The organism is Nocardia sp. NPDC058480, assembly GCF_042720495.1.
Taxonomy (GTDB): domain Bacteria; phylum Actinomycetota; class Actinomycetes; order Mycobacteriales; family Mycobacteriaceae; genus Nocardia.
Genome location: NZ_JBHXMN010000001.1, coordinates 1 through 18,452 on the forward strand (window position 1 = coordinate 1; position 18,452 = coordinate 18,452).

Below are 18,452 nucleotides of genomic sequence, written 5' to 3' on the forward strand. Positions count from 1 at the left end.
TGAGCCGAAGGCTCTAGTCTCGAGCGCTAACCGGCGGCCCCTTGGGGCCGCGGACACGCGCGCGCCAGCGCGCCAATAAACACAGCGTCAAACCTCCTGGGACTACCGAACCCCTGTAATCCCAACCCCCGAGGCGACCCGCAGCACCTGGGTCACCCGGTCATTGCACCCCTCAGTCCCCCAACTCCTCCAACAACTTCCGAGCCGCCTCCAGCTCAGCCTGCAACTGCGCGACCTTCGCCTGCTGAGCTCCCCGAGCAGCCTCCAGAATCCCGGCCACCACTTCCTCCACCTCGGGATGCAGAATCTTCGCCGCCTGGGCAACGGCCGCACTGCTGACAGCCATCCCCTTCACGCTGCGCTTCTTACCGTTGACCACATCGACGGTCCACTCCCCGTCGGCCGTACCGGTGAGCGTGACAGTGACCTCGGGAGCCTTCACCTTGCGCACCGCAGGAGCTTTCGCGGGCCGCGGCGTGGCCGGGGCGGGCTTGGGGGCCTCATCGGATACCGGGGCGAGCGACCTCGGCGCGGGCGTGGGAGTGCTCGGCAGGGTCGACGGCTGGGTCACAGTGTTGTCCTTTCGGTTGCTCGGCGCGGGGACACTTTCCGGGCGGGTCCGTGCGGATCCGCCCGGCGCTACCGTAGTCCCGCGGGCCGGCTTGGTCAGCGTCACCTCGCTCGGGCCGAACGAGAGCACATCTTTGGAACCGGTGGGCCGCACCTGCAGGAAGTCGCCCGCGGACGGGTCGTCGAGCGCGACTACCTTGCCCGACTTCCCCTCGGCGACACCGACAGCGGCGGCGGTGAACCACACCATCGGCGGTTTACCCTCGGCGAGCTCGCCTGCGATACGCGCGAGCTCGGCGTCGGACAGTACCGGCGGTGCTGATCGGCGGGATGCGGACTTGGTGCTCGGCGAGGACATCGTGGACTCCGGGGGTTGGTGCTACAGCGTGGTCTGTGCACCGATGATGCCGCACGGCACCGACAAGTTCTCCCCCGAGCCGCCCACACGGCCCGAAAAACCCTCCTGCACGGGAATTCCGGGCCGCGACACCATCAGCCGTGAGCGGTGTTACCGCGCGTGGTCGGCCGAATGTTCTCGCGCACCGCGGCCACGTCGCGATAGCCGTTGACCGCCATCAACAGGTCGGCCTCAGCGGCATAGCTGCGCAGCAGATGCACCAGACCGCGCACCCCGCCCAGTGCGAGCGCGTACACATACGGCCTGCCGAGCCCGACCATCGTCGCGCCGAGTCCGAGCGCCTTCACCACATCGGCACCCGAGCGCACTCCGGAATCGAACAACACCGGCACCCGGTCGTCACAGGCGGCCACGACCGCGGGCAATGTCTCCAGCGCGCTCAGCCCACCGTTGGCCTGGCGCCCACCGTGATTGGAGCAGTAGATGCCGTCGGCGCCGAAGTCGATCGCCTTGCGGGCGTCCTCGGGATGGGAGATGCCCTTGAGGATCAGCGGCAGATCGGTGATCGAACGCAACCAGCCGAGGTCATCCCAGGTCAGCGAGTTACCGAAGGTCGCGATCCAGTGCAGGACAATCAGTTTGGGGTCGTCGGAGCCGACCATCTTCTGGAAGACCGGGTCGCTGGTGTAGTTCTTCAGCACATGCCCACGCAGCTGCGGGAAGTTGCCGCTGGCCAGGTCGCGCGGCCGCCAGCCGGGCACCCAGGTGTCGAGGGTGACGGTGATGCCCGCGTAGCCGGCGGCTTCGGCGCGGTGCACCAGGCTCTCGGCGAGCTCGCGGTTCTTCGGCGTGTAGAGCTGGAAGAACGACGGCGTGTCGCCTGCGTGCGGGCGCACGTCCTCGAGCGGATCCTCCATCAGCGTCGAGTACATCGCGGGCACACCGGTGTGCGCCGACGCCTCCGCGACCGCGATGTCGCCGTGGCCCTTCTCCCCGACCAGACCGATCACTCCCACCGGCGCGAGGAACAGCGGGCTGGCGAAGGTATGGCCGAACGCAGTGACGGTGAGATCGCGCTCGGTGGCGCCCACCAGCATCCGGGGCACCAGACCCCAATCCGCGAAGGCTTCGGCATTGCGCCGCTGCGTGAGCTCGTCGCCCGCCCCACCGGCGATGTAGTTCAGCAACGAATCCGGCAGCGCCGCACTGGCTTTGCGTTCGAGCGTCGCGTAATCCATGGGAAATTCGGGCTGGATCCCACCGAGCGCGGCCAGGTAGATCTCGTTCTGATAGTCGGCGAACTGACTCATTGCTGCACTTTCGCACGCCGACCGGGGTTCACGGAGCCCAGGGGGGATGTAAGGTGCGTCATACTCGAAAATACGAGATTGTGAGTGCCCCTGTCGTGACCGTCGTCGAACACTCGGCTGCGCCCGCCGATCCGGACGCCCTACTCGCCGACCGCTTCCATTGCGATGCCATCCGCCATCTGACCCGCCTCGCGCTCGGGCTCTCCCAGGATTCGATGGATCTGCTGACCTCGGTCACCGATCGACTGCGGGCCGCCGAGGGCGCCCTGCGCGATCCGCTCACCAGCGACCTCGGCTTCGACTGACCCTCACCGCCGCCGCACGGTGAGCGCCGCCAGATCGGCGAGCCGATGCGCGCGGGCGATCTCCACGGGGTCGCGGGCCAAACCCGCACCCAGACCCTCCCGCGTGCTCCACGGCGGAGGTGATCGTGTGTGCGGTGACCTCCGCGGGCGCGGCGACGGCGAGTTCGTCGAGTACCGCGTCCGCAACGGACTCACCGACTGGCTCAACGGCCTGTCCGGCACCTCCGCCATCGCGCGGGTGTCATCCTGGGCGTGATGACCCGAAAACAGCCTGTCGCCCCTGTTCTCACTACCGCGTAATCCGTTCGCACACAAGGAGATATCCCATGGCAAGCACCACCGTCACCGTCGGCTCCTCGGTCGGCCTGCACGCTCGCCCCGCTGCCCTGATCGCCGAAGCCGTCGGCGCGGCAGGCGTTCCCGTCACCATCGCGGTCACCGGCGGTGACCCCGTAGACGCGGGCTCCGCGCTGATGATCATGACTCTCGGCGCTGGCCAGGGCGCCGAAGTGGTGATCACCAGCGACGACCAGCCGACCCTCGACAAGATCGCCGAACTGGTCGCCAGCGACCTCGACGCCTGATCCGACCCACACCGCGAAGCCTCCCGTGCCCCGGGAGGCTTCGTCGTGTTCGGTGACCGAGTGATCGGGCAGTGCTGATATCTTTCGACCGTTCCGCGCCGGTCGCGCACCTCTCGCAGCGACCCGCCGCGCCTGTTCGTGTTCCGCCGGGGCGCCACCGTCCCGATCGTTTTCGCGTTGCCCTGGTATTCCGGGCGTCCGGCCCGGCGAATGGAAGGTGTGATCGCTGATGCGTCGAGGCTGGTCGGGAGTGGTAGCGGCAACGCTGGCCGCGGCGGCGGTTGCCACGAGCAGCCCCGCGGTGGCGGACGAGTGGTGGCCGTTCGGTGTCCTGCCCGACGGACTCAGTTGCGCCGCGCTCACGCTGCCCGGCCGCGCGGGCGCCTGGCCGCTGCCGATGCACTTTCCCAATGTCGGGATCGGTTTGCTGACGATGCCGTTCGCACCTGCCGGTATCGTCGAGCGGCTGCCCGTCCGGATCGAATTGCGCACGCCGAACAGCGGTTTCAACGAGGCATGGTAGTTCGCGCTGGTCGACGGGAACCTGTATGTGAAGGCCTTCGCCGGGGAATCGGGCTGGCGGACGGCGCCGCTGCCGAACTGCCTGCGCGGCCGGATCTCGGCGATCTCGGTGGACCGGAGCAGGCTGGTCGCACTGGTGCCCGGCGGACGGGTGTACACCCTCGACCTCGCCGACCAGACACCGGAACTGTGGTGGTGGACAGCACGTTTCGGGTCACCGATCTGGCTCGATCCGACCGGTTCCCAGGTCCGGCCCGGGTCGAGGGCGTGGAGTTTCTCCTGGCTCGACCCGGAGTACGTGGAGCTGATCCCGTTCCGGCAGCAGGGTTTCTGGACCGATTCGGCAGGCAAGCAGCAGCCGGTCGGCGGGGCGGGGGTCACCACGGTATTCGTGCTCTCGCCGGACGGCAATCGCATCGTCATCCTCGATCCGTGGCTGCCCGGCAGTGATCCGTTGAAGATCAGCAATCCGGAATTCGCCGACGACTACAGCTACGAATTGCCCGGCCCGCTCGACGGCCGATTCCAGGCGGTCAACCTCAGTGCGTCCGGGTCGACGACCTTCCTGATCAACGAGTACGGCGACATGTACACCAGGCTCTGGGATTTCGACATCTCCGGCGCCGACACCCTGTTCTTCTCCTACACCTACGGCGACAAACCCGACATCGCGTCGGCGCCGACCAATTTCGACGCCTGGGTCGGCCAGTTCGAATTCCTGCGCCCGTTCTTCCCGCAGTACACCGGCATTCACCTGCCACCGCCGTCGTGGGTGCGACAGCCCAAGATTCCCGGCGAGATCACCTCCACCATCAGCGTGCACACCACCGGCGGGCACTCGGAGCAGCGCGAACTGCGCGTGGAGGGCAGCCAGGACGGCCGGACCGGTTTCTGGCACAAGCCCGTCGACACCGGCGACTGGTCCTTCACCCCCAACGACCGCCCCCTCACCGCCGAAGTACTGGACAATCGCGACGGCGATACCTCGACGCTGACCATGGTCGGCCCGACCGGCGTGCACTACGACTACCGCGACCCGGCGGGCTGGACGATGAGCATGCGGGATTACGACTACGCCGACGACATCATGTCGCTGCGCGTGTGCGCGGCCGACGGTTCCTGCACGGACCTGAGCATGTTCCTCGCGAGCACGCCCCGCTTCGGCTGGCAGCCGGAAGGGCTCTCCGACACGCCACGCACCTACCACGGCCTGCTGGAATCCCCCGAAGACGACTGGAACGCCCTGTCTCCCGCCCTGCGCCCGATCGTCGAACACATCACCGGTGCCGACCGCGCGGCCAACATCATGTCCACATCGAACACGGCCGAGTTCACGCTCAACACCACCGAGGGCTTCCAGGTGGTCCTGCGCCGTTCCTGAGCAGACAACGGAAAAGGCCCGGAACCTGTGGTTCCGGGCCTTTTCTTTGTAGCGGGGACAGGATTTGAACCTGCGACCTCTGGGTTATGAGCCCAGCGAGCTACCGAGCTGCTCCACCCCGCGTCGGTGTGAACACAACATTACACACAGGTGCGCGCAGGCGCCAAATCGCGAGGTCAGCACCAGTTTTCCGACCGATTCGACGAATCCTCGCCGCGCAACACCGCACCTCGCGGTCATTGAATGTGGCAGCCATCACACATTCCGGCAACCGCGTGCGTCGGCGGCGAGTTTCAGTGAGCGGCGTCACGATCACCCCGTGATCCCGAACACATAACGGACCAATAACAGACCGACCAGAATCTAGGGATTCCCACTGGCTATGCAGCGTAAACATTGATAAGACGTCTATTCCATTCATAGAATCTGTCCGTTATCAAGATGTGATCGGCATCGATTCATTGGTTAGCGTCTCCCCCATGACTGAGACCCGGAAATTCAGCACCCGCGCCCTTGGCGTCGCCGCCATCACCGGCGCCCTGGTTGCCGTTCCGTTCAGCCTCGCCACCGGCACCGCCTCCGCCGCCGCCTACAACTGGGACGGCGTCGCTCAGTGCGAGAGCGGTGGCAACTGGGGCATCAACACCGGCAACGGCTACTACGGCGGGCTGCAGTTCTCGCAGAGCACCTGGGCGGCCAACGGCGGCCAGGGTTCGGCGCACAACGCCAGCAAGGCAGAGCAGATCCGCGTCGCGGAGAACGTGCTCGCCAGCCAGGGCGTCGGCGCGTGGCCGCACTGCGGGCAGTTCCTGCAGTCGGGCGCGTCCGAGCCCGAGGTGGTCGAGGAGCCCGCCGTCGAACTGCCGGTCGAGCTGCCCGCCGAGGCGAAGACCGATGTCCAGGCTGCCGTCGAACAGGCCAAGGCCGCGGGCCAGGCCCTGGCCGACCAGTACGGTGTCTCGGGTCAGTACCAGGACCTGCTGAACGCCAACGCTCCGCTGATCGCCTCGATCGGCGGCTGATCCACCGTTCCCCCTGCACAAGAAAGGCCCCGTCATCCCGACGGGGCCTTTCTTGCGTGCCGGTGGTTACCGGCCTGCGGCGTCCTGGTACGCCTTCATCGCGACGTCCAGTTCGTCCAGCGCCTTACCGTAATCGGTGAAGTTGCCCGACCGCATCGCCGTGCGCACCGCCTCGATCTTGCGGCTGACCTCGGCGGCCGCGGCCTCCTGGGTCGGCGAACTCGCGGGCGGTGTGGTCCCCGGCTGCGGTGTCGTCCCGCCGGCAGGCGGCGTGACGGTACCCGGGTCCACCGGTGGGGTCGCTCCCGGCTTCGGCTTCACCGCCGGATCGCCACCGAACGGTGTCGCCAGCGAACCCGCACCCGGTATCACCTGATTCAGCGCACCGGCCAATGTCGAGTCGTACCCCACCTTCACGCTGCCCGCCGCGTCGCGATAGCTCACCAGCACGCGAAGCAGCTGCGGGAAGGTCGACGAACCGGTGTTGCGTTCGTTGTAGAACGGTTCGACGTAGAGGATGCCGCCGTCGGCCACCGGCAGCGTGAGCAGGTTGCCGTAGCGGATCTTGTTCGAGTTCGACAGCAGGGTTTTCTCTCGGGACACCGCGTCGGCGGTGGTCATCGAGTTCTGTGTCTGCTGCGGACCCTGGGTCTGGGAGTCGGTCGGCAGCTGCAGCACGGTGAACTTGCCGTAGTTCTCGGGATCGGAGCGCACCGAGATGTAGGCCGACAGGAACTGCCGGTTGTAGCCGACCATCGCCGAGGTCAGGTTGAAGACCGGCTTGGTGGTCTTCGGATCGCCCAGCAGCACGTAGTACGGCGGCTGGTTGAAGGTGCCGCCCTCGATCGTCGGGTCGCTGGGCACCGACCAGAACGCGTTGTTGGTGAAGAACTCGCGCGGGTTGTCCACGTGGTACTTCGTCAACATGTCGCGCTGGACCTTGAACAGGTCCTCCGGGTAGCGGAAGTGCGCGCGCAGCTCGGGGGAGATCTCGCTCTGCGGCTTCACCGCGTCCGGGAACACCCCGCGCCAGGCCTTGAGGACCGGGTCGACGGTGTCGGTCTCGTACAGGGTGACGGTGCCGTCGTAGGCGTCGACGGTGGCCTTCACCGAGTTACGGATGTAGCTGACCTCCTTGCGCGGGATCACGCGCCCGGTCTTCTTGTCGATGCTGTCCTCGACCGCGCCGTCGAGCGAGGTCGGCTGGGCGTAGGGGTACTTGTCCAGCGTGGTGTAGGCATCGACGATCCACTTGACGCGGCCATCGATCACCGCCGGGTAGGCGTTGCCGTCGGTGGTCAGCCACGGTGCGACCTTCTGCACCCGATCACGCGGACCGCGGTTGAACAGGATCTTGGAGTCCTCGCTGATGGCGGAGGAGAACAAGATATTGCGCTCGGCGTACTTGGCCGCGAAAGCGAGCCGGTTGAACCAGTTCCCGATCGGCACGCCGCCGCTGCCGTCGTAGGTGAACTGCGCCTCGTCGGAGTCGTATTCGCGCGGCGCCTCCCCCTCGGCGGAACCGACGATCGCGTAGTCGGGGTCGGTCTGGGAAATCAGCTCGCCGTAGTAGATGCGCGGCTGGTCGACCTTGATCTGCTGATCCTCGACCTTGGTGAACAGGTCACTGACCATGAACAGCGGATAACCCGAATCGCTGCCGCCCGCGGCGCTCTGCGCCTCGGACTGCGGCTTGTTCACGCGGTTGGCGGGCGCGGCGACGAACCCGTTGCCGTGGGTGTAGACGGTGTGCTGGTTGATCCAGTCTTTCTGGTTGCCCGACAGGGCCTGGGGATGCAGCTCGCGGGCGGCGACGATGTAGTCCTGAAGATCGCCGTTGATGTTGTAGCGGTCGATGTCCAGCGACTCGGGGAAGCCGTAGAAGTTCTTGCGCTGCTGCAGCTGAGTGAAGGTGGGCGAGAGGATATTCGGGTCGAGCAGGCGCGCGTTGCCGATGGTCGCCGCGTCGGCGGGGACCTCGAGCGGGCTCTTCGTGGAACTACCTCGGTAGTCCTGATACTCGACCTTGTCGTCGGTGATCCCGTACGCCTCGCGAGTCGCCAAGATGTTGCGCTCGATGTAGGGGCTCTCCTTCTCGGCCGCGTTGGGGCGCACCGAGAACTGCTCGACCACCATCGGCCACACCGCACCGACCAGGATCGACGACAGCACCAACAGCGCCGCCGCCATGGCGGGAACCCGCAGATCGCGCAAGACGATTCCGGCGAAGAACGCCATCGCGCAGATCACCGCGATCGAGAGCAGGATCAGTTTGGCGGGCAGCACCGCGTTGATATCGGTGAACGACGGACCGCCGAACGTCGGCTCCTTGCGGGTGCTCGACAACAGGTCGTACCGGTCGAACCAGTACGCCACCGCCTTGAGCAGGACGAAGATTCCCGCGATCACCGCGAGCTGCACGCGCGCGGCCCTGGTGAGGGTGCCTTCACGCCCGGCCAGCCGCAGGCCGCCGAACACGTAGTGGGTCACCAGGTTCGCGAAGAACGCGATCACCACGGCGACGAACAGCCAGTTCAGCACCATCCGGTAGAACGGCAGATCGAAGGTGTAGAAACCGATGTCGAGGTGGAACTGCGGGTCCTGCTGACCGAACTCGCCACCGTGCAGGAACAGCTGCACGGTCGCCCAATTCGACTGCGCGACCAGCCCCGACAGCACGCCGAGCAGCACCGGGATACCGACGCCGAACAGCCGCAGCTTGCTCATCACGGTCGTGCGGTAGCGCGCGATCGGATCGTTGGGCCCGGCGACCGGCACGAACACCGGACGCGACCGATAGGCCAGCAGCAGCGCCGCCCAGACCACGAGGCCCACGAGCAACGCGACGACAACGAACAGGATCAGGCGTGTGCGCAACACGCCCAGATACACACTGCGATAACCGACCTCACCGAACCACAACCAATTGGTATAGGCATCGGTGAAGCGGGGCCCGAGCAGCAGCAGCGCCGCGAGGACGACTGCTGTCACCAGCAGCACACGGCTGCGTCGGGACAGCGAAGGTAAGCCGGTGGGGGGCCGCATGCCCACGGTGCCACTCTCCATGCTCCGGCGGCTCCACACCGTGATCGGCGCAGTCACCGCAGTCCGAATGTTGCGGGCGATCCGTTGCCGGACCGTTGGCGCCCACTCTACGGAAATCGGACACCGTGCAAGCGTCTGGGCCGAAAATGATTGGATGTGCGGGTGACCGAAGACGAGCACGCCGAAGTTCTCCTCGCCCGCTGTGTGCGCGAGGTCGTCGAGTTCGCCGACGCCGAGGGCTGGGGAAACCCGCCGCAGATGTTCGCGTTGGTGCCGACCGCCGACCTGGCCGCGGCCGAACCGGACCTGCAGGACCAGCTCGACGACGGCAGCGAGCTGACCCCCGTTGCCCAGGACGCCTTCCCCGACGACATCACCGGCGGGTCGATGGCGTTGGACGAGTTCCTGGCCACCACCACCTGGCCGCCCGCGGTCGAGGGCTGTGTGCTGGTGCAGGAGATCGTGGTGCTGCCGCCCGACGCCGAGAGCGATCTCGACGAGGCGCTGGTTCCGCTACTCGCCGACGACGAAGCCGCGGACGCGGCCGGGCGCGCCGCCGCGCACGCGCATCCGGGCCGCCGCGACGCCCGCCTCATCGCGGGCGTATTGCGCCAGGGCGCCACCCTGTGCCTGCTGCAGATCCGCCCCGAGGACGACGACGGCTTCGGCGATCTCGACCTGCGCACCTACCCCAACCTGGCACCGGGCCTGGTCGAGGCCCTCCACCACACGTTGGAGTGAGCTACCCACAGCTGATCGGCTCGCGGCCCGCGTTGATGTCGGCCAGCGAGGTGATCGCGCTGTCGAGGGTGTCGACCTTCACCAATCGCAGGCCCTCGGGGGCCCGCTGACCGGCCTCGTTGCAGTTGTCGGCGGGGACGAGGAACGTTTCCGCGCCTGCCTCGCGCGCGGCGATCATCTTGTACTGGATGCCACCGATCGGGCCGACCTTGCCGTCCTGGTCGATGGTGCCGGTGCCCGCGACGAACTTACCGCCGTTGAGTTCGCCCGGCGAGAGCTTGTCGATCAGGGACAGGCTGAACATCAGCCCGGCCGACGGTCCGCCGATATCGGCGAGGTTGAACTCGACTTGCAGCGGCGGACGTCCACCTTCGCCGGGGGTGATGCCGAGGTAGCCCTTTGCCGCGTCGTCGGGACGGGGTGCCAGGGTGATCTGGCTGGTCCGCTCGGCGTCGCCGCGCCGGTAGACCACGCTGATGGTCGCGCCGGGGCCCTTGGTACCGACGATGTCGATCACATCCTTGGGCGTGGTGATCGCGGTGCCGTCGATGCTGATCAGCTCGTCGCCGACTTCGAGCACACCCTTGGCCGGGCCCTGTTCACCGAGTCCGCGCACCAGCACGACGGTCGGCATCTTCAGGTAGTGCAGCGCGGCGACCTCGGCATCGCTCTCGGAGTCCTTGAAGTCCTGCTGATTGGACTTGTCGACCTCCTCGCGTGACACACCGGGCGGGTATACCTCGGCGCGCGGCACCAGGCCGTGCTCACCGCTGACCCAGAACCCGAACGCCTCGAACAGGTTCAGCCCGTCGCGCACCGACACGGTCGTCATATTGAGGTGCCCGCTCGTGGGATCCAGTGGCGCCCCGGTGACATCGACCACCTCCTTGCCATCGACCTGGCCGAGGGTGTCGAAGGTGGGGCCGGGGCCGAGCGCGACGAACGGCACGGTGACCACGCTGCCGGCCACGCCGAGCACGAGTACAGGGATGAGGGCGACGATCAGGGTGAGGATCCGACGATTCACTCGGACCACAGTAGTGATCAGCGACCGTGACCGACGGTAGTGGCACGCTTTTGCGGCGCGGCCGATGTCGCCGCGATTTCGCGATGCGCGAACACCGTGGGCCCTGGGGTCCCGCGTAACGTAAGAGGTATGAGCGATCTCCCCTTCGGCTTCTCGACCGGCGACGACGACGATTCCGGCAAGCGTCGCGCCGAGGGCAACGGACCTGGCGGAAACGATCCGTTCGGGTTCGGAGCGGGTGGCGCGGGCGGGTTCGATCCGTCCCAGCTGGGCCAGATGTTGAGCCAGCTCGGGCAGATGATCAGTGGCATGGGCCAGGGCATGGGTCCCGGCGGCACGCAATCCGGCCCGGTCAACTACGACGTCGCCAAGCGCCTGGCCCGCCAGCAGCTCGGCTCCACCATCGCCCCCATCACCGCGGGCACCACCAAGGCGGTGACCGACGCGGCGCACCTGGCCGAGCTGTGGCTCGACGGCGCCACCGTGCTGCCCGCGGGCGCCACCAAGACCGTCGCGTGGACCCCGAACGACTGGATCGAAGAGACGCTGCCCACCTGGAAGCGCCTGTGCGATCCGGTGGCCGAGCAGATCTCGGGCATGTGGACGGCGCAGTTGCCCGAGGAGGCCAAGCAGTTCGCCGGGCCGATGGTGGGCATGCTCGGCCAGATGGGCGGGCTGGCGTTCGGTTCCCAGCTCGGTCAGGCGCTGGGCCAGCTGGCCAAGGAGGTGCTGACCTCCACCGATATCGGTCTGCCGCTCGGCCCGGCCGGTACCGCGGCGCTGCTGCCGACCGCGATCTCGGCGTTCAGCGAGGGGCTCGAACAGCCCGAGAGCGAGATCATGGTGTTCCTGGCGGCCCGTGAGGCCGCCCACCAGCGGCTTTTCGCGCATGTGCCGTGGCTGCGTCAGCAGGTACTGGGCGCCGTCGAGGACTACGCGCGCGGCATCAAGATGGACTTCTCCGCGATCGAGGAAGCCGCGCAGGGCATCGACCCGATGTCGCTGAGCGACCCGTCCAAGCTGGAGGAACTGCTCTCCCAGGGCACGTTCGAGCCGCAGACCACGCCCGAGCAGAAGCAGGCGCTCGAGCGCCTGGAGACCCTGCTGGCGCTGATCGAGGGCTGGGTCGATGTCGTGGTCACCGATGCGGTGGGCGAGCGCCTGCCGGGCGCGGGCGCGCTGTCGGAGACGCTGCGTCGCCGCCGGGCGACGGGTGGACCCGCCGAACAGACGTTCGCCACGCTCGTCGGACTGGAGCTGCGGCCGCGCAAGGTGCGTGAGGCCTCGGCGCTGTGGCGGCGGCTGACCACCGATGTGGAGATGGAGCGGCGCGACAAGGTGTGGGAACACCCCGATCTGCTGCCCGACTCCACCGATCTCGACTCGCCTGCCGGTTTCATCGACTCCATTATCGGTGGCAGCACAGGCGCTTTCGATGACCCGCTGGCCCAGCTGGCCGAGACCGAGGCGCGCGAACGCGACGCGGCCGATCTCGGCAAAGCCAAGGCCGATGAGACCGATTCCGGCGAAACCCCGCGTAACGAGGGTGATACCGACCCGGATTCCGGCATCGGCAAGCCCTGATCCGCACCGCCACCGAGGTCTGTCAGAAAATTTCGGATCTCGGTGGCGCAACACGGTTCCGCGGCTAACGTTCGTCGGGAAAATGCTGCGACGACCCGCCGTACAGCGGCTGTTCACAATTCGAGATCCGCAGGCCGACACGCCGAAAGCCTGTGGATAACCGCACTTTCGGCGCACGTTGCGCGCCCGCCGGGTACCGATACTTCTGGCATGACGACCACCTCCCCACTGCGCGGCCCGATGCTCCACCCGCGAGTGACCACTCTGGTTCGCCCGTCCGGCACGGTCCAACTCGGCTGGGACCCCGAACGCGCACTGCTCCTGGAAACCACCGACCACGACACCGGTACCGTGCTCGCCTTCCTGCGCCTGCTCGACGGACTGCAATCGCGGCCCCAGATCATCTGGCGGGCAGGCGAATTCGGGATCAGCCCCGACCGCACGATGGGCATGCTCGCCGCGATCGAGCGGGCGGGCCTGCTGCTCGAACCCGAACCCGCACTGGGCAAGATCCGCGGCATCACCGTGCACGGCCTCGGCCCGCTCTCGGATGCCGTGGCGATCGGATTGCGGCGCATGGGCTTTCGGCCGACCCGCTCGCGCGAGTACCGGCCCGACACTCCGGTCGGCGCCGCGGGCGATCTGGTGGTGCTCACCGACGCGTTGATGATCGACCCGGGATTGTCGGTGGATCTGGTGTTGCGCCGGGTGCCGCACCTGCAGGTGCGAGTCCGCGACGGGGTCGGCGTGGTCGGCCCGCTCGTGTTGCCCGGCGAGACCAGCTGCCTGCGCTGTGCCGACCTGACCCGGGCCGGATTCGATACCGACTGGCCGCATCTGGCCGCCCAGCTGCTCGGCCGCACCGGACACGCCTCCCCCGCGGGTATCGCGGCGACGACGGCGCTGGCACTGCGCGAACTCGAGGCGATCGTCGCCTGTTCACCGCGGCGGGAACCGCGCACACTCGACGCCACCGTGGAATTGGACCTCGACACCCACGAGATCCAGCGCCGACCGTGGCTACCGCATCAGGAATGCGGGTGCCGGACGATGACGGCACGTACACCGGGAGCTACCAGGTGACGGGCGTCGCATCGGCCGGTGTGAGCATTCTTATGGCACACACCCCGAAGGTTCAGCCATGATGGGTACCGTGTCCGAGATCGTGCGCCGCAGTTCCAGCCGCAATGCCAAGTTGGCCAAGATTCCCCTCGGCATCGCCGGACGAGCCGCTGTCGGGCTCGGCAAGAAGCTCGTCGGCGGTGACAAGAAGCAGATCAACGCGAACCTGAACCAGAAAGCCGCCGAGCAGCTGTTCACCGTGCTCGGTGAGCTCAAGGGCGGCGCGATGAAGTTCGGGCAGGCGCTGAGCGTGATGGAGGCCGCTGTCCCGGAGGAGTTCGGCGAGCACTATCGCGAAGCGCTGACCAAACTGCAGGCCGCGGCACCGCCGATGCCGGCGGAGACGGTGCACCGCGTGCTCGACCAGCAGCTGGGCACCAAGTGGCGGGAACGGTTCAAGTCCTTCGACGACGCCCCGGCCGCCTCGGCCAGCATCGGCCAGGTGCACCGTGCGGTGTGGTCCGACGGGCGCGCGGTGGCGGTGAAGGTGCAGTACCCGGGGGCCGACGACGCGCTGCGAGCCGACCTGAAAACGCTGTCCAGGATGACCGGACTGCTGTCGTCGGTGATCCCCGGTGCCGATGTGAAGCCGCTGCTCGCCGAGATCACCGAACGCACCGAGGAAGAACTCGACTACCGGATCGAGGCCGCCAATCAGCGCCGCTTCGCGGCCGCGTTCGAGGGGCATCCCACCATCGCGGTCCCGAAGGTGGTGGCCGGCGCCCCGAAGGTGATCGTCACCGAATGGCTCGACGGCACCCCGGTATCGGCTCTGATCAAGGCGGGCGCCGAGGATCCCGAGGGCACCCTGGCGCAACGCAACCGGATCGCCGAGTTGATGGGGACCTTCCACTTCAGCTCGCCCGAACTGGTCGGTCTGCTGCACGGCGACCCGCACCCCGGCAATTTCCTCGTGCGGGCCGACGGCACCCTGGCCGTGCTCGACTTCGGCGCCTGCGCGCCGATGCCGGGCGGCTTCCCGGAGATCCTTGGCCGAATGCTGGCCCTTGCTGTCGCCGACGAGCACGCAGCGCTCACCGAGTTGCTCTACGAGCACGGCTGGGTCATTCCGGGACGTGTGGTGACCCACGAGGAGATCGAGGCGTACCTGCGCCCGTTCAGCGACCCGATTCGCACCGACACGTTCCACTTCACCCGCACGTGGATGCAACAGGTAGCGGGCAAGGCCTCCGAGTTCTCCAGCCCCGAGATGAAAACCGCTCGTGCCCTGCAACTTCCGGCCGAGTACCTCACCGTCTTCCGGGTACTCGGTGGTTCGGTCGGCATCCTGGCCCAACTCGACGCCGAACTCGGCTTCATGAACCTGGTTCGCACCTGGGTGCCGGGCTTCCGCGCCGAACAAGCCTCCTGAGCGGCGTCCGCACCACTACACCGGTCATCGCCGACGGTCGCACCGTCGAACGCACTTCCGCACAATGCAAAACGAACCGCTCACCATGACGAGGTGAGCGGTTCGCTTGCGGTACAACCCTTTTCCCGGGTTCATGCCATGATCGCGACCTTGCGCGGGCGACCGCGAGGGCGCTTGCGGGCGATCACGACACCCTGGTCGAAGATCTCACCGCCCCACACGCCCCACGGCTCGGCACGATCGATGGCCGCGGTCAGGCAGCCCTTGCGGATCGGGCAGGCCGCGCACAGTTCCTTGGCCTGCTCGAGATCGGTGGGGCTCTCGGCGAACCACAGATCGGGGTTTCCGCCCCTACAGGGCAGAGTCTTGGTGACCTCACGGACGCGAGGGGTCTGCGCCACGGTTCGGCATGTCACGTCAGCAGTGGCCGTCGGCCAGTCCTGGGCGGTGAACACGTCGTTCTCCTTCAGCTCGTTTGCAGCGGTCGAATGTTCGGTGTGCGAACCCGGTGCCTACGGCTGAGGAGCCGAAATAAATATGGCCACGGATTTCGCTTCTCGCGATCCGTGGCCAGGAGGTCTGGGAGGTATTCCCTACCTAGTTCGACATTTCTGTCGAGACCTGATCACGGTCGCTGGGTGGACGCGGAGGCGGATTGCGCCGGTGAACTCCGGTGCGTAACCGGCTTCATCAGCGATTGCTGCCGGTGCCGGAACGGCGGTCGGCTGCCAACCCACGCTGGGCTTGTCCTGGAGGAGATGAATCGAAGCTTTGGCATCGCCGCCGGACAGGCCGGTCCCCTGCAGAGCGAGGACCCCCCGGGAGGCGGACATGACAAATGCGTTCACCAGGACGCGATTACTCATCGCATCGAACGTGGTGTTCGTGTTCGTGTTCATGTGTCTGCCTCCCTCCTGAACTCGTGTGTGAACAATTACCGCGCACCGAGATCACTCTCGGTGCGTGCTCTCAACCATAGGCAATGATCGAGAACCTAACAACCTATTTTCTACCTGGGGTTTTGTGCCGTTGCCCGCAAACGTGATGCGACGATGGCGAGCACGTCGGCGCCGTACTCTTCGATCTTCTTCGCACCGATCCCCGCGATGGCCGCCAGCGCGGCATCGTCGGCGGGCAGCTGTTCGGCGATGGCGGTGAGGGTGGTGTCGGTGAAGACCACGAAGTCGCGCCGCTGCATGGCCTCGGCTTTCTCGGCTCGCCATTCCTTCAGCGCCTCGAGCAGTAGGGGGTCGACCTCGCCCGGGCAGCGCCTGCAGCGGCCGAGCATCGTGGCATAAGTGCCGATCAACGGCTTGAGGCAGACCCGGCACAGCGGACGTGGGGCGTCCGCCTTGGCCGGGACCTCGACGGCGATCCGCGAGGCCGAAGAACCGTCCGGAATCAGCCCGTTGAGGAACCGCGATCGGGTCACCGGCCGATAGTCCCCGCCCGCTTGCAGTCGCCGCTGGGTCCACGACAGGCTCAGATGTTCGCGTGCCCGCGTGACACCGACGTAGAGCAGCCGTCGCTCCTCTTCCAGGCCCGCTTCGTCGACCGGCGCGTTCTTCTTGCCGAGCACGTGGAAGATCGGCAGCGTGCCGTCGGTGAGCCCGGCCAGGAACACCGCATCCCACTCCAAGCCCTTCGCCGCGTGCAGCGAGGCCAGGGTGACACCGTCGACAGTCGGCGGATGCTTGGCCTCGGCGCGGGTCGCGAGCTCGCGCAGCAGCGCTGTGAGGTCCATCTCGTCGTCATGGCTGACCAGTTCCTCGGTGAGCTGCACCAGCGCCAGCAGCGAGGACCACCGTTCCTTCGCCTGCGCACCGGCCGGTTCCTCCGCGGTGAGCCCGACCGGTGCCAACGCGGCGCGGACCAGCGTGATCAGCGACGATCCACTGCGCGCCGCATCGGGCAGGTCGTCGCGCGCGTCGACCTGACGCAACGCCGACACCGCCTGCCGCACCTCCTGACGGTGGAAGAACCCCTCGCCACCGCGCACCTGGAACGGAATCTCCCGCGCACCGAGCACCTGTTCGAACGGTTCCGACAGCGCGTTGGTCCGGTACAGCACCGCGATCTCGGCCGCAGGCGTCCCGGCGGCGATCAGTTTCTGGATCTGCACGGCGACGGCGACGGCCTCGGCCTGCGCATCGGCGTACTCGGCGAACTCCGGTTCGGGACCGTCGGGCCGCTGGCCGATCAGCGCCAGGCGGGTGCCCGCGATCCGCCCGCGCGCGGCGCCGATGACCTGGTTGGCCAGCGAGACCACCTGGGGTGTCGACCGGTAGTCGCGTTCGAGCCGGACCACGGTGGCGTCGGGGAAGCGCCGGGAGAAATCGAGCAGGTAGGACGGGGTGGCACCGGTGAACGAGTAGATGGTCTGGTTCGCGTCACCGACGACGGTGAGGTCGTCGCGTTCGCCCAGCCAGGCGTCGAGCACCCGCTGTTGCAGCGGCGTGACGTCCTGGTACTCGTCGACGACGAAACTGCGATAGCGACCGCGGAACTCGTCGGCGACGGCCGGGTAGTCCTCGAGTGCGGCCGCGGTGTGCAGGAGCAGGTCGTCGAAGTCGAGCAGCAGGCCGTCGGCGGAGGCTTTCGCGGATTCGTAGCCCTGATACACCTGCGCGACCTTGGCGACGTCGACCGGCGCGTCACGATGATGCCTGGCGGCCGCGGCCGGATAGTCCTCCGGCGCGATCAGTGAGGCCTTGGCCCATTCGATCTCGCTGAGCAGGTCACGCACCATTTCGGTGGAAGCGCGCAGCCCCGCCCGTTGCGCGGCCTGCGAGACCACAGGGAACTTGCTGTCGAGCAATCGCCACGGCACGTCCCCCACCACCTGCGGCCAGAAATACCGCAGCTGCCGCAACGCCGCGGCGTGGAAGGTACGCGCCTGCACCTGTCCGGCCTCGCCCCCGAGCCCCATCGTGCGCAACCGATTGCGCATCTCCCCCGCCGCCCGCGCCGTGAAGGTCACCGCGAGCACCTGGTCGGCCTTCACATGCCCACCGGCGATCAGGTGCGCGATCCGATGCGTGATCGTCCTGGTCTTACCGGTGCCCGCACCGGCGAGAACGCAGACCGGCCCCCGCGGTGCCCGCACCGCGGCGGCCTGTTCCGGGTCGAGGGCGGTGAGATCGAGTGCTGGCACGCGCACCATCATGACAGCGACCCCCGACAACAAACCGCGACGCCCGCCGATCCAAGGAACACCACGCCTCTTCGCGACGTTGCACATCGCGTGACTGAAGCAACCAAAGATCTGACGATGTACTCGACCACATGGTGCGGCTACTGCCGGCGCCTGCGGACCCAGCTCGACGAGGCGGGCATCACCTACTCGGTGATCGATATCGAGGACGATCCGGCTTCGGCTGAGTTCGTCGGCAGCGTCAACAACGGCAACCACGTTGTGCCGACGATCAAGTACCGCGATGGCTCCACCGCGACCAACCCGTCGTTGGCCGCGGTCAAGCAGGCGTTGGCCGCCCAGCAGGCCTGATTCG

18 protein-coding genes and 1 tRNA gene are annotated in these 18,452 nt (G+C 67.3%); 11 read left to right on the forward strand and 8 right to left on the reverse strand.

Annotation, left to right across the window (positions count from 1 at the left end; all coding sequences use genetic code 11):
- Nucleotides 1–172: 172 nt before the first annotated feature.
- Nucleotides 173–928 (reverse strand): DUF6319 family protein, encoded by a 756-nt coding sequence (locus tag ACFWO8_RS00005; RefSeq protein ID WP_378940179.1) that lies wholly within the window; start codon nt 926–928, stop codon nt 173–175.
- Nucleotides 929–1,062: 134 nt separating this feature from the next.
- Nucleotides 1,063–2,238, reverse strand: coding sequence for an alpha-hydroxy-acid oxidizing protein (locus tag ACFWO8_RS00010; RefSeq protein WP_378940181.1), 1,176 nt, complete (start codon nt 2,236–2,238; stop codon nt 1,063–1,065).
- An 80-nt stretch (nt 2,239–2,318) separates the two neighbouring features.
- Between ACFWO8_RS00010 and ACFWO8_RS00015 the strand changes: the two genes are divergently transcribed.
- The 5 genes from ACFWO8_RS00015 to ACFWO8_RS00035 all read left to right on the forward strand — a co-directional run bounded on the left by ACFWO8_RS00015 (nt 2,319) and on the right by ACFWO8_RS00035 (nt 5,030).
- Entirely contained in the window at nt 2,319–2,543 is a 225-nt protein-coding gene (locus tag ACFWO8_RS00015; RefSeq protein WP_378920896.1) for a hypothetical protein, read from the forward strand.
- A 127-nt stretch (nt 2,544–2,670) separates the two neighbouring features.
- Nucleotides 2,671–2,799 (forward strand): hypothetical protein, encoded by a 129-nt coding sequence (locus ACFWO8_RS00020; RefSeq protein ID WP_378940182.1) that lies wholly within the window; start codon nt 2,671–2,673, stop codon nt 2,797–2,799.
- Between the two features lie 70 nt (nt 2,800–2,869).
- Nucleotides 2,870–3,127: an HPr family phosphocarrier protein gene (locus tag ACFWO8_RS00025; RefSeq protein WP_101466146.1), complete on the forward strand. Its 258-nt coding sequence runs from the start codon at nt 2,870–2,872 to the stop codon at nt 3,125–3,127.
- 229 nt (nt 3,128–3,356) lie between these two features.
- Nucleotides 3,357–3,650, forward strand: a complete 294-nt coding sequence (locus ACFWO8_RS00030; RefSeq protein ID WP_378940184.1) for a hypothetical protein — start codon at nt 3,357–3,359, stop codon at nt 3,648–3,650.
- A 27-nt stretch (nt 3,651–3,677) separates the two neighbouring features.
- A complete protein-coding gene (locus tag ACFWO8_RS00035; protein ID WP_378940186.1) occupies nt 3,678–5,030 on the forward strand; it encodes a hypothetical protein in 1,353 nt (450 codons plus the stop codon).
- Nucleotides 5,031–5,079: 49 nt separating this feature from the next.
- On the opposite strand, the gene ACFWO8_RS00040 is transcribed toward ACFWO8_RS00035, so the two are convergent.
- Nucleotides 5,080–5,153 (reverse strand) — tRNA-Met (locus ACFWO8_RS00040).
- A gap of 356 nt (nt 5,154–5,509) precedes the next feature.
- Here ACFWO8_RS00040 and ACFWO8_RS00045 point away from each other — a divergent pair.
- Entirely contained in the window at nt 5,510–6,052 is a 543-nt protein-coding gene (locus ACFWO8_RS00045; protein ID WP_378940188.1) for a transglycosylase family protein, read from the forward strand.
- Between the two features lie 66 nt (nt 6,053–6,118).
- Here the strand turns inward: ACFWO8_RS00045 and ACFWO8_RS00050 are convergent, their stop codons facing one another.
- A complete protein-coding gene (locus ACFWO8_RS00050; protein ID WP_378942888.1) occupies nt 6,119–9,103 on the reverse strand; it encodes a UPF0182 family protein in 2,985 nt (994 codons plus the stop codon).
- A gap of 156 nt (nt 9,104–9,259) precedes the next feature.
- Here ACFWO8_RS00050 and ACFWO8_RS00055 point away from each other — a divergent pair, with 156 nt between their 5' ends.
- Complete coding sequence (locus tag ACFWO8_RS00055) at nt 9,260–9,838, forward strand: PPA1309 family protein (protein ID WP_378940190.1); 579 nt, start codon at nt 9,260–9,262, stop codon at nt 9,836–9,838.
- A 1-nt stretch (nt 9,839) separates the two neighbouring features.
- Here the strand turns inward: ACFWO8_RS00055 and ACFWO8_RS00060 are convergent, their stop codons facing one another.
- Entirely contained in the window at nt 9,840–10,865 is a 1,026-nt protein-coding gene (locus ACFWO8_RS00060; protein ID WP_378940192.1) for a PDZ domain-containing protein, read from the reverse strand.
- 129 nt (nt 10,866–10,994) lie between these two features.
- Between ACFWO8_RS00060 and ACFWO8_RS00065 the strand changes: the two genes are divergently transcribed.
- The 3 genes from ACFWO8_RS00065 (at nt 10,995) to ACFWO8_RS00075 (ending at nt 14,943) form a co-directional block, all read left to right on the forward strand.
- Nucleotides 10,995–12,449 carry a zinc-dependent metalloprotease gene (locus ACFWO8_RS00065; RefSeq protein WP_378940194.1) on the forward strand — a complete coding sequence of 485 codons (1,455 nt, stop codon included), beginning with the start codon at nt 10,995–10,997 and terminating at the stop codon, nt 12,447–12,449.
- Nucleotides 12,450–12,659: 210 nt separating this feature from the next.
- Nucleotides 12,660–13,532, forward strand: a complete 873-nt coding sequence (locus tag ACFWO8_RS00070; protein ID WP_378940196.1) for a TOMM precursor leader peptide-binding protein — start codon at nt 12,660–12,662, stop codon at nt 13,530–13,532.
- 58 nt (nt 13,533–13,590) lie between these two features.
- The gene (locus ACFWO8_RS00075; protein ID WP_378940198.1) at nt 13,591–14,943 is read left to right on the forward strand and encodes an ABC1 kinase family protein; all 1,353 of its coding nucleotides are present in this window, start codon (nt 13,591–13,593) and stop codon (nt 14,941–14,943) included.
- 131 nt (nt 14,944–15,074) lie between these two features.
- On the opposite strand, the gene ACFWO8_RS00080 is transcribed toward ACFWO8_RS00075, so the two are convergent.
- The 3 genes from ACFWO8_RS00080 to ACFWO8_RS00090 form a co-directional block, all read right to left on the reverse strand.
- On the reverse strand, nt 15,075–15,398 hold the full coding sequence (locus ACFWO8_RS00080; protein ID WP_370585298.1) for a WhiB family transcriptional regulator: 324 nt from the start codon (nt 15,396–15,398) through the stop codon (nt 15,075–15,077).
- A gap of 138 nt (nt 15,399–15,536) precedes the next feature.
- Entirely contained in the window at nt 15,537–15,842 is a 306-nt protein-coding gene (locus ACFWO8_RS00085; protein ID WP_378940200.1) for a hypothetical protein, read from the reverse strand.
- Between the two features lie 110 nt (nt 15,843–15,952).
- Entirely contained in the window at nt 15,953–18,109 is a 2,157-nt protein-coding gene (locus tag ACFWO8_RS00090; protein WP_378940202.1) for an ATP-dependent DNA helicase UvrD2, read from the reverse strand.
- Nucleotides 18,110–18,214: 105 nt separating this feature from the next.
- Here ACFWO8_RS00090 and ACFWO8_RS00095 point away from each other — a divergent pair, with 105 nt between their 5' ends.
- Nucleotides 18,215–18,448 carry a mycoredoxin gene (locus tag ACFWO8_RS00095; protein WP_143876199.1) on the forward strand — a complete coding sequence of 78 codons (234 nt, stop codon included), beginning with the start codon at nt 18,215–18,217 and terminating at the stop codon, nt 18,446–18,448.
- The last annotated feature ends 4 nt before the right edge of the window (nt 18,449–18,452 follow it).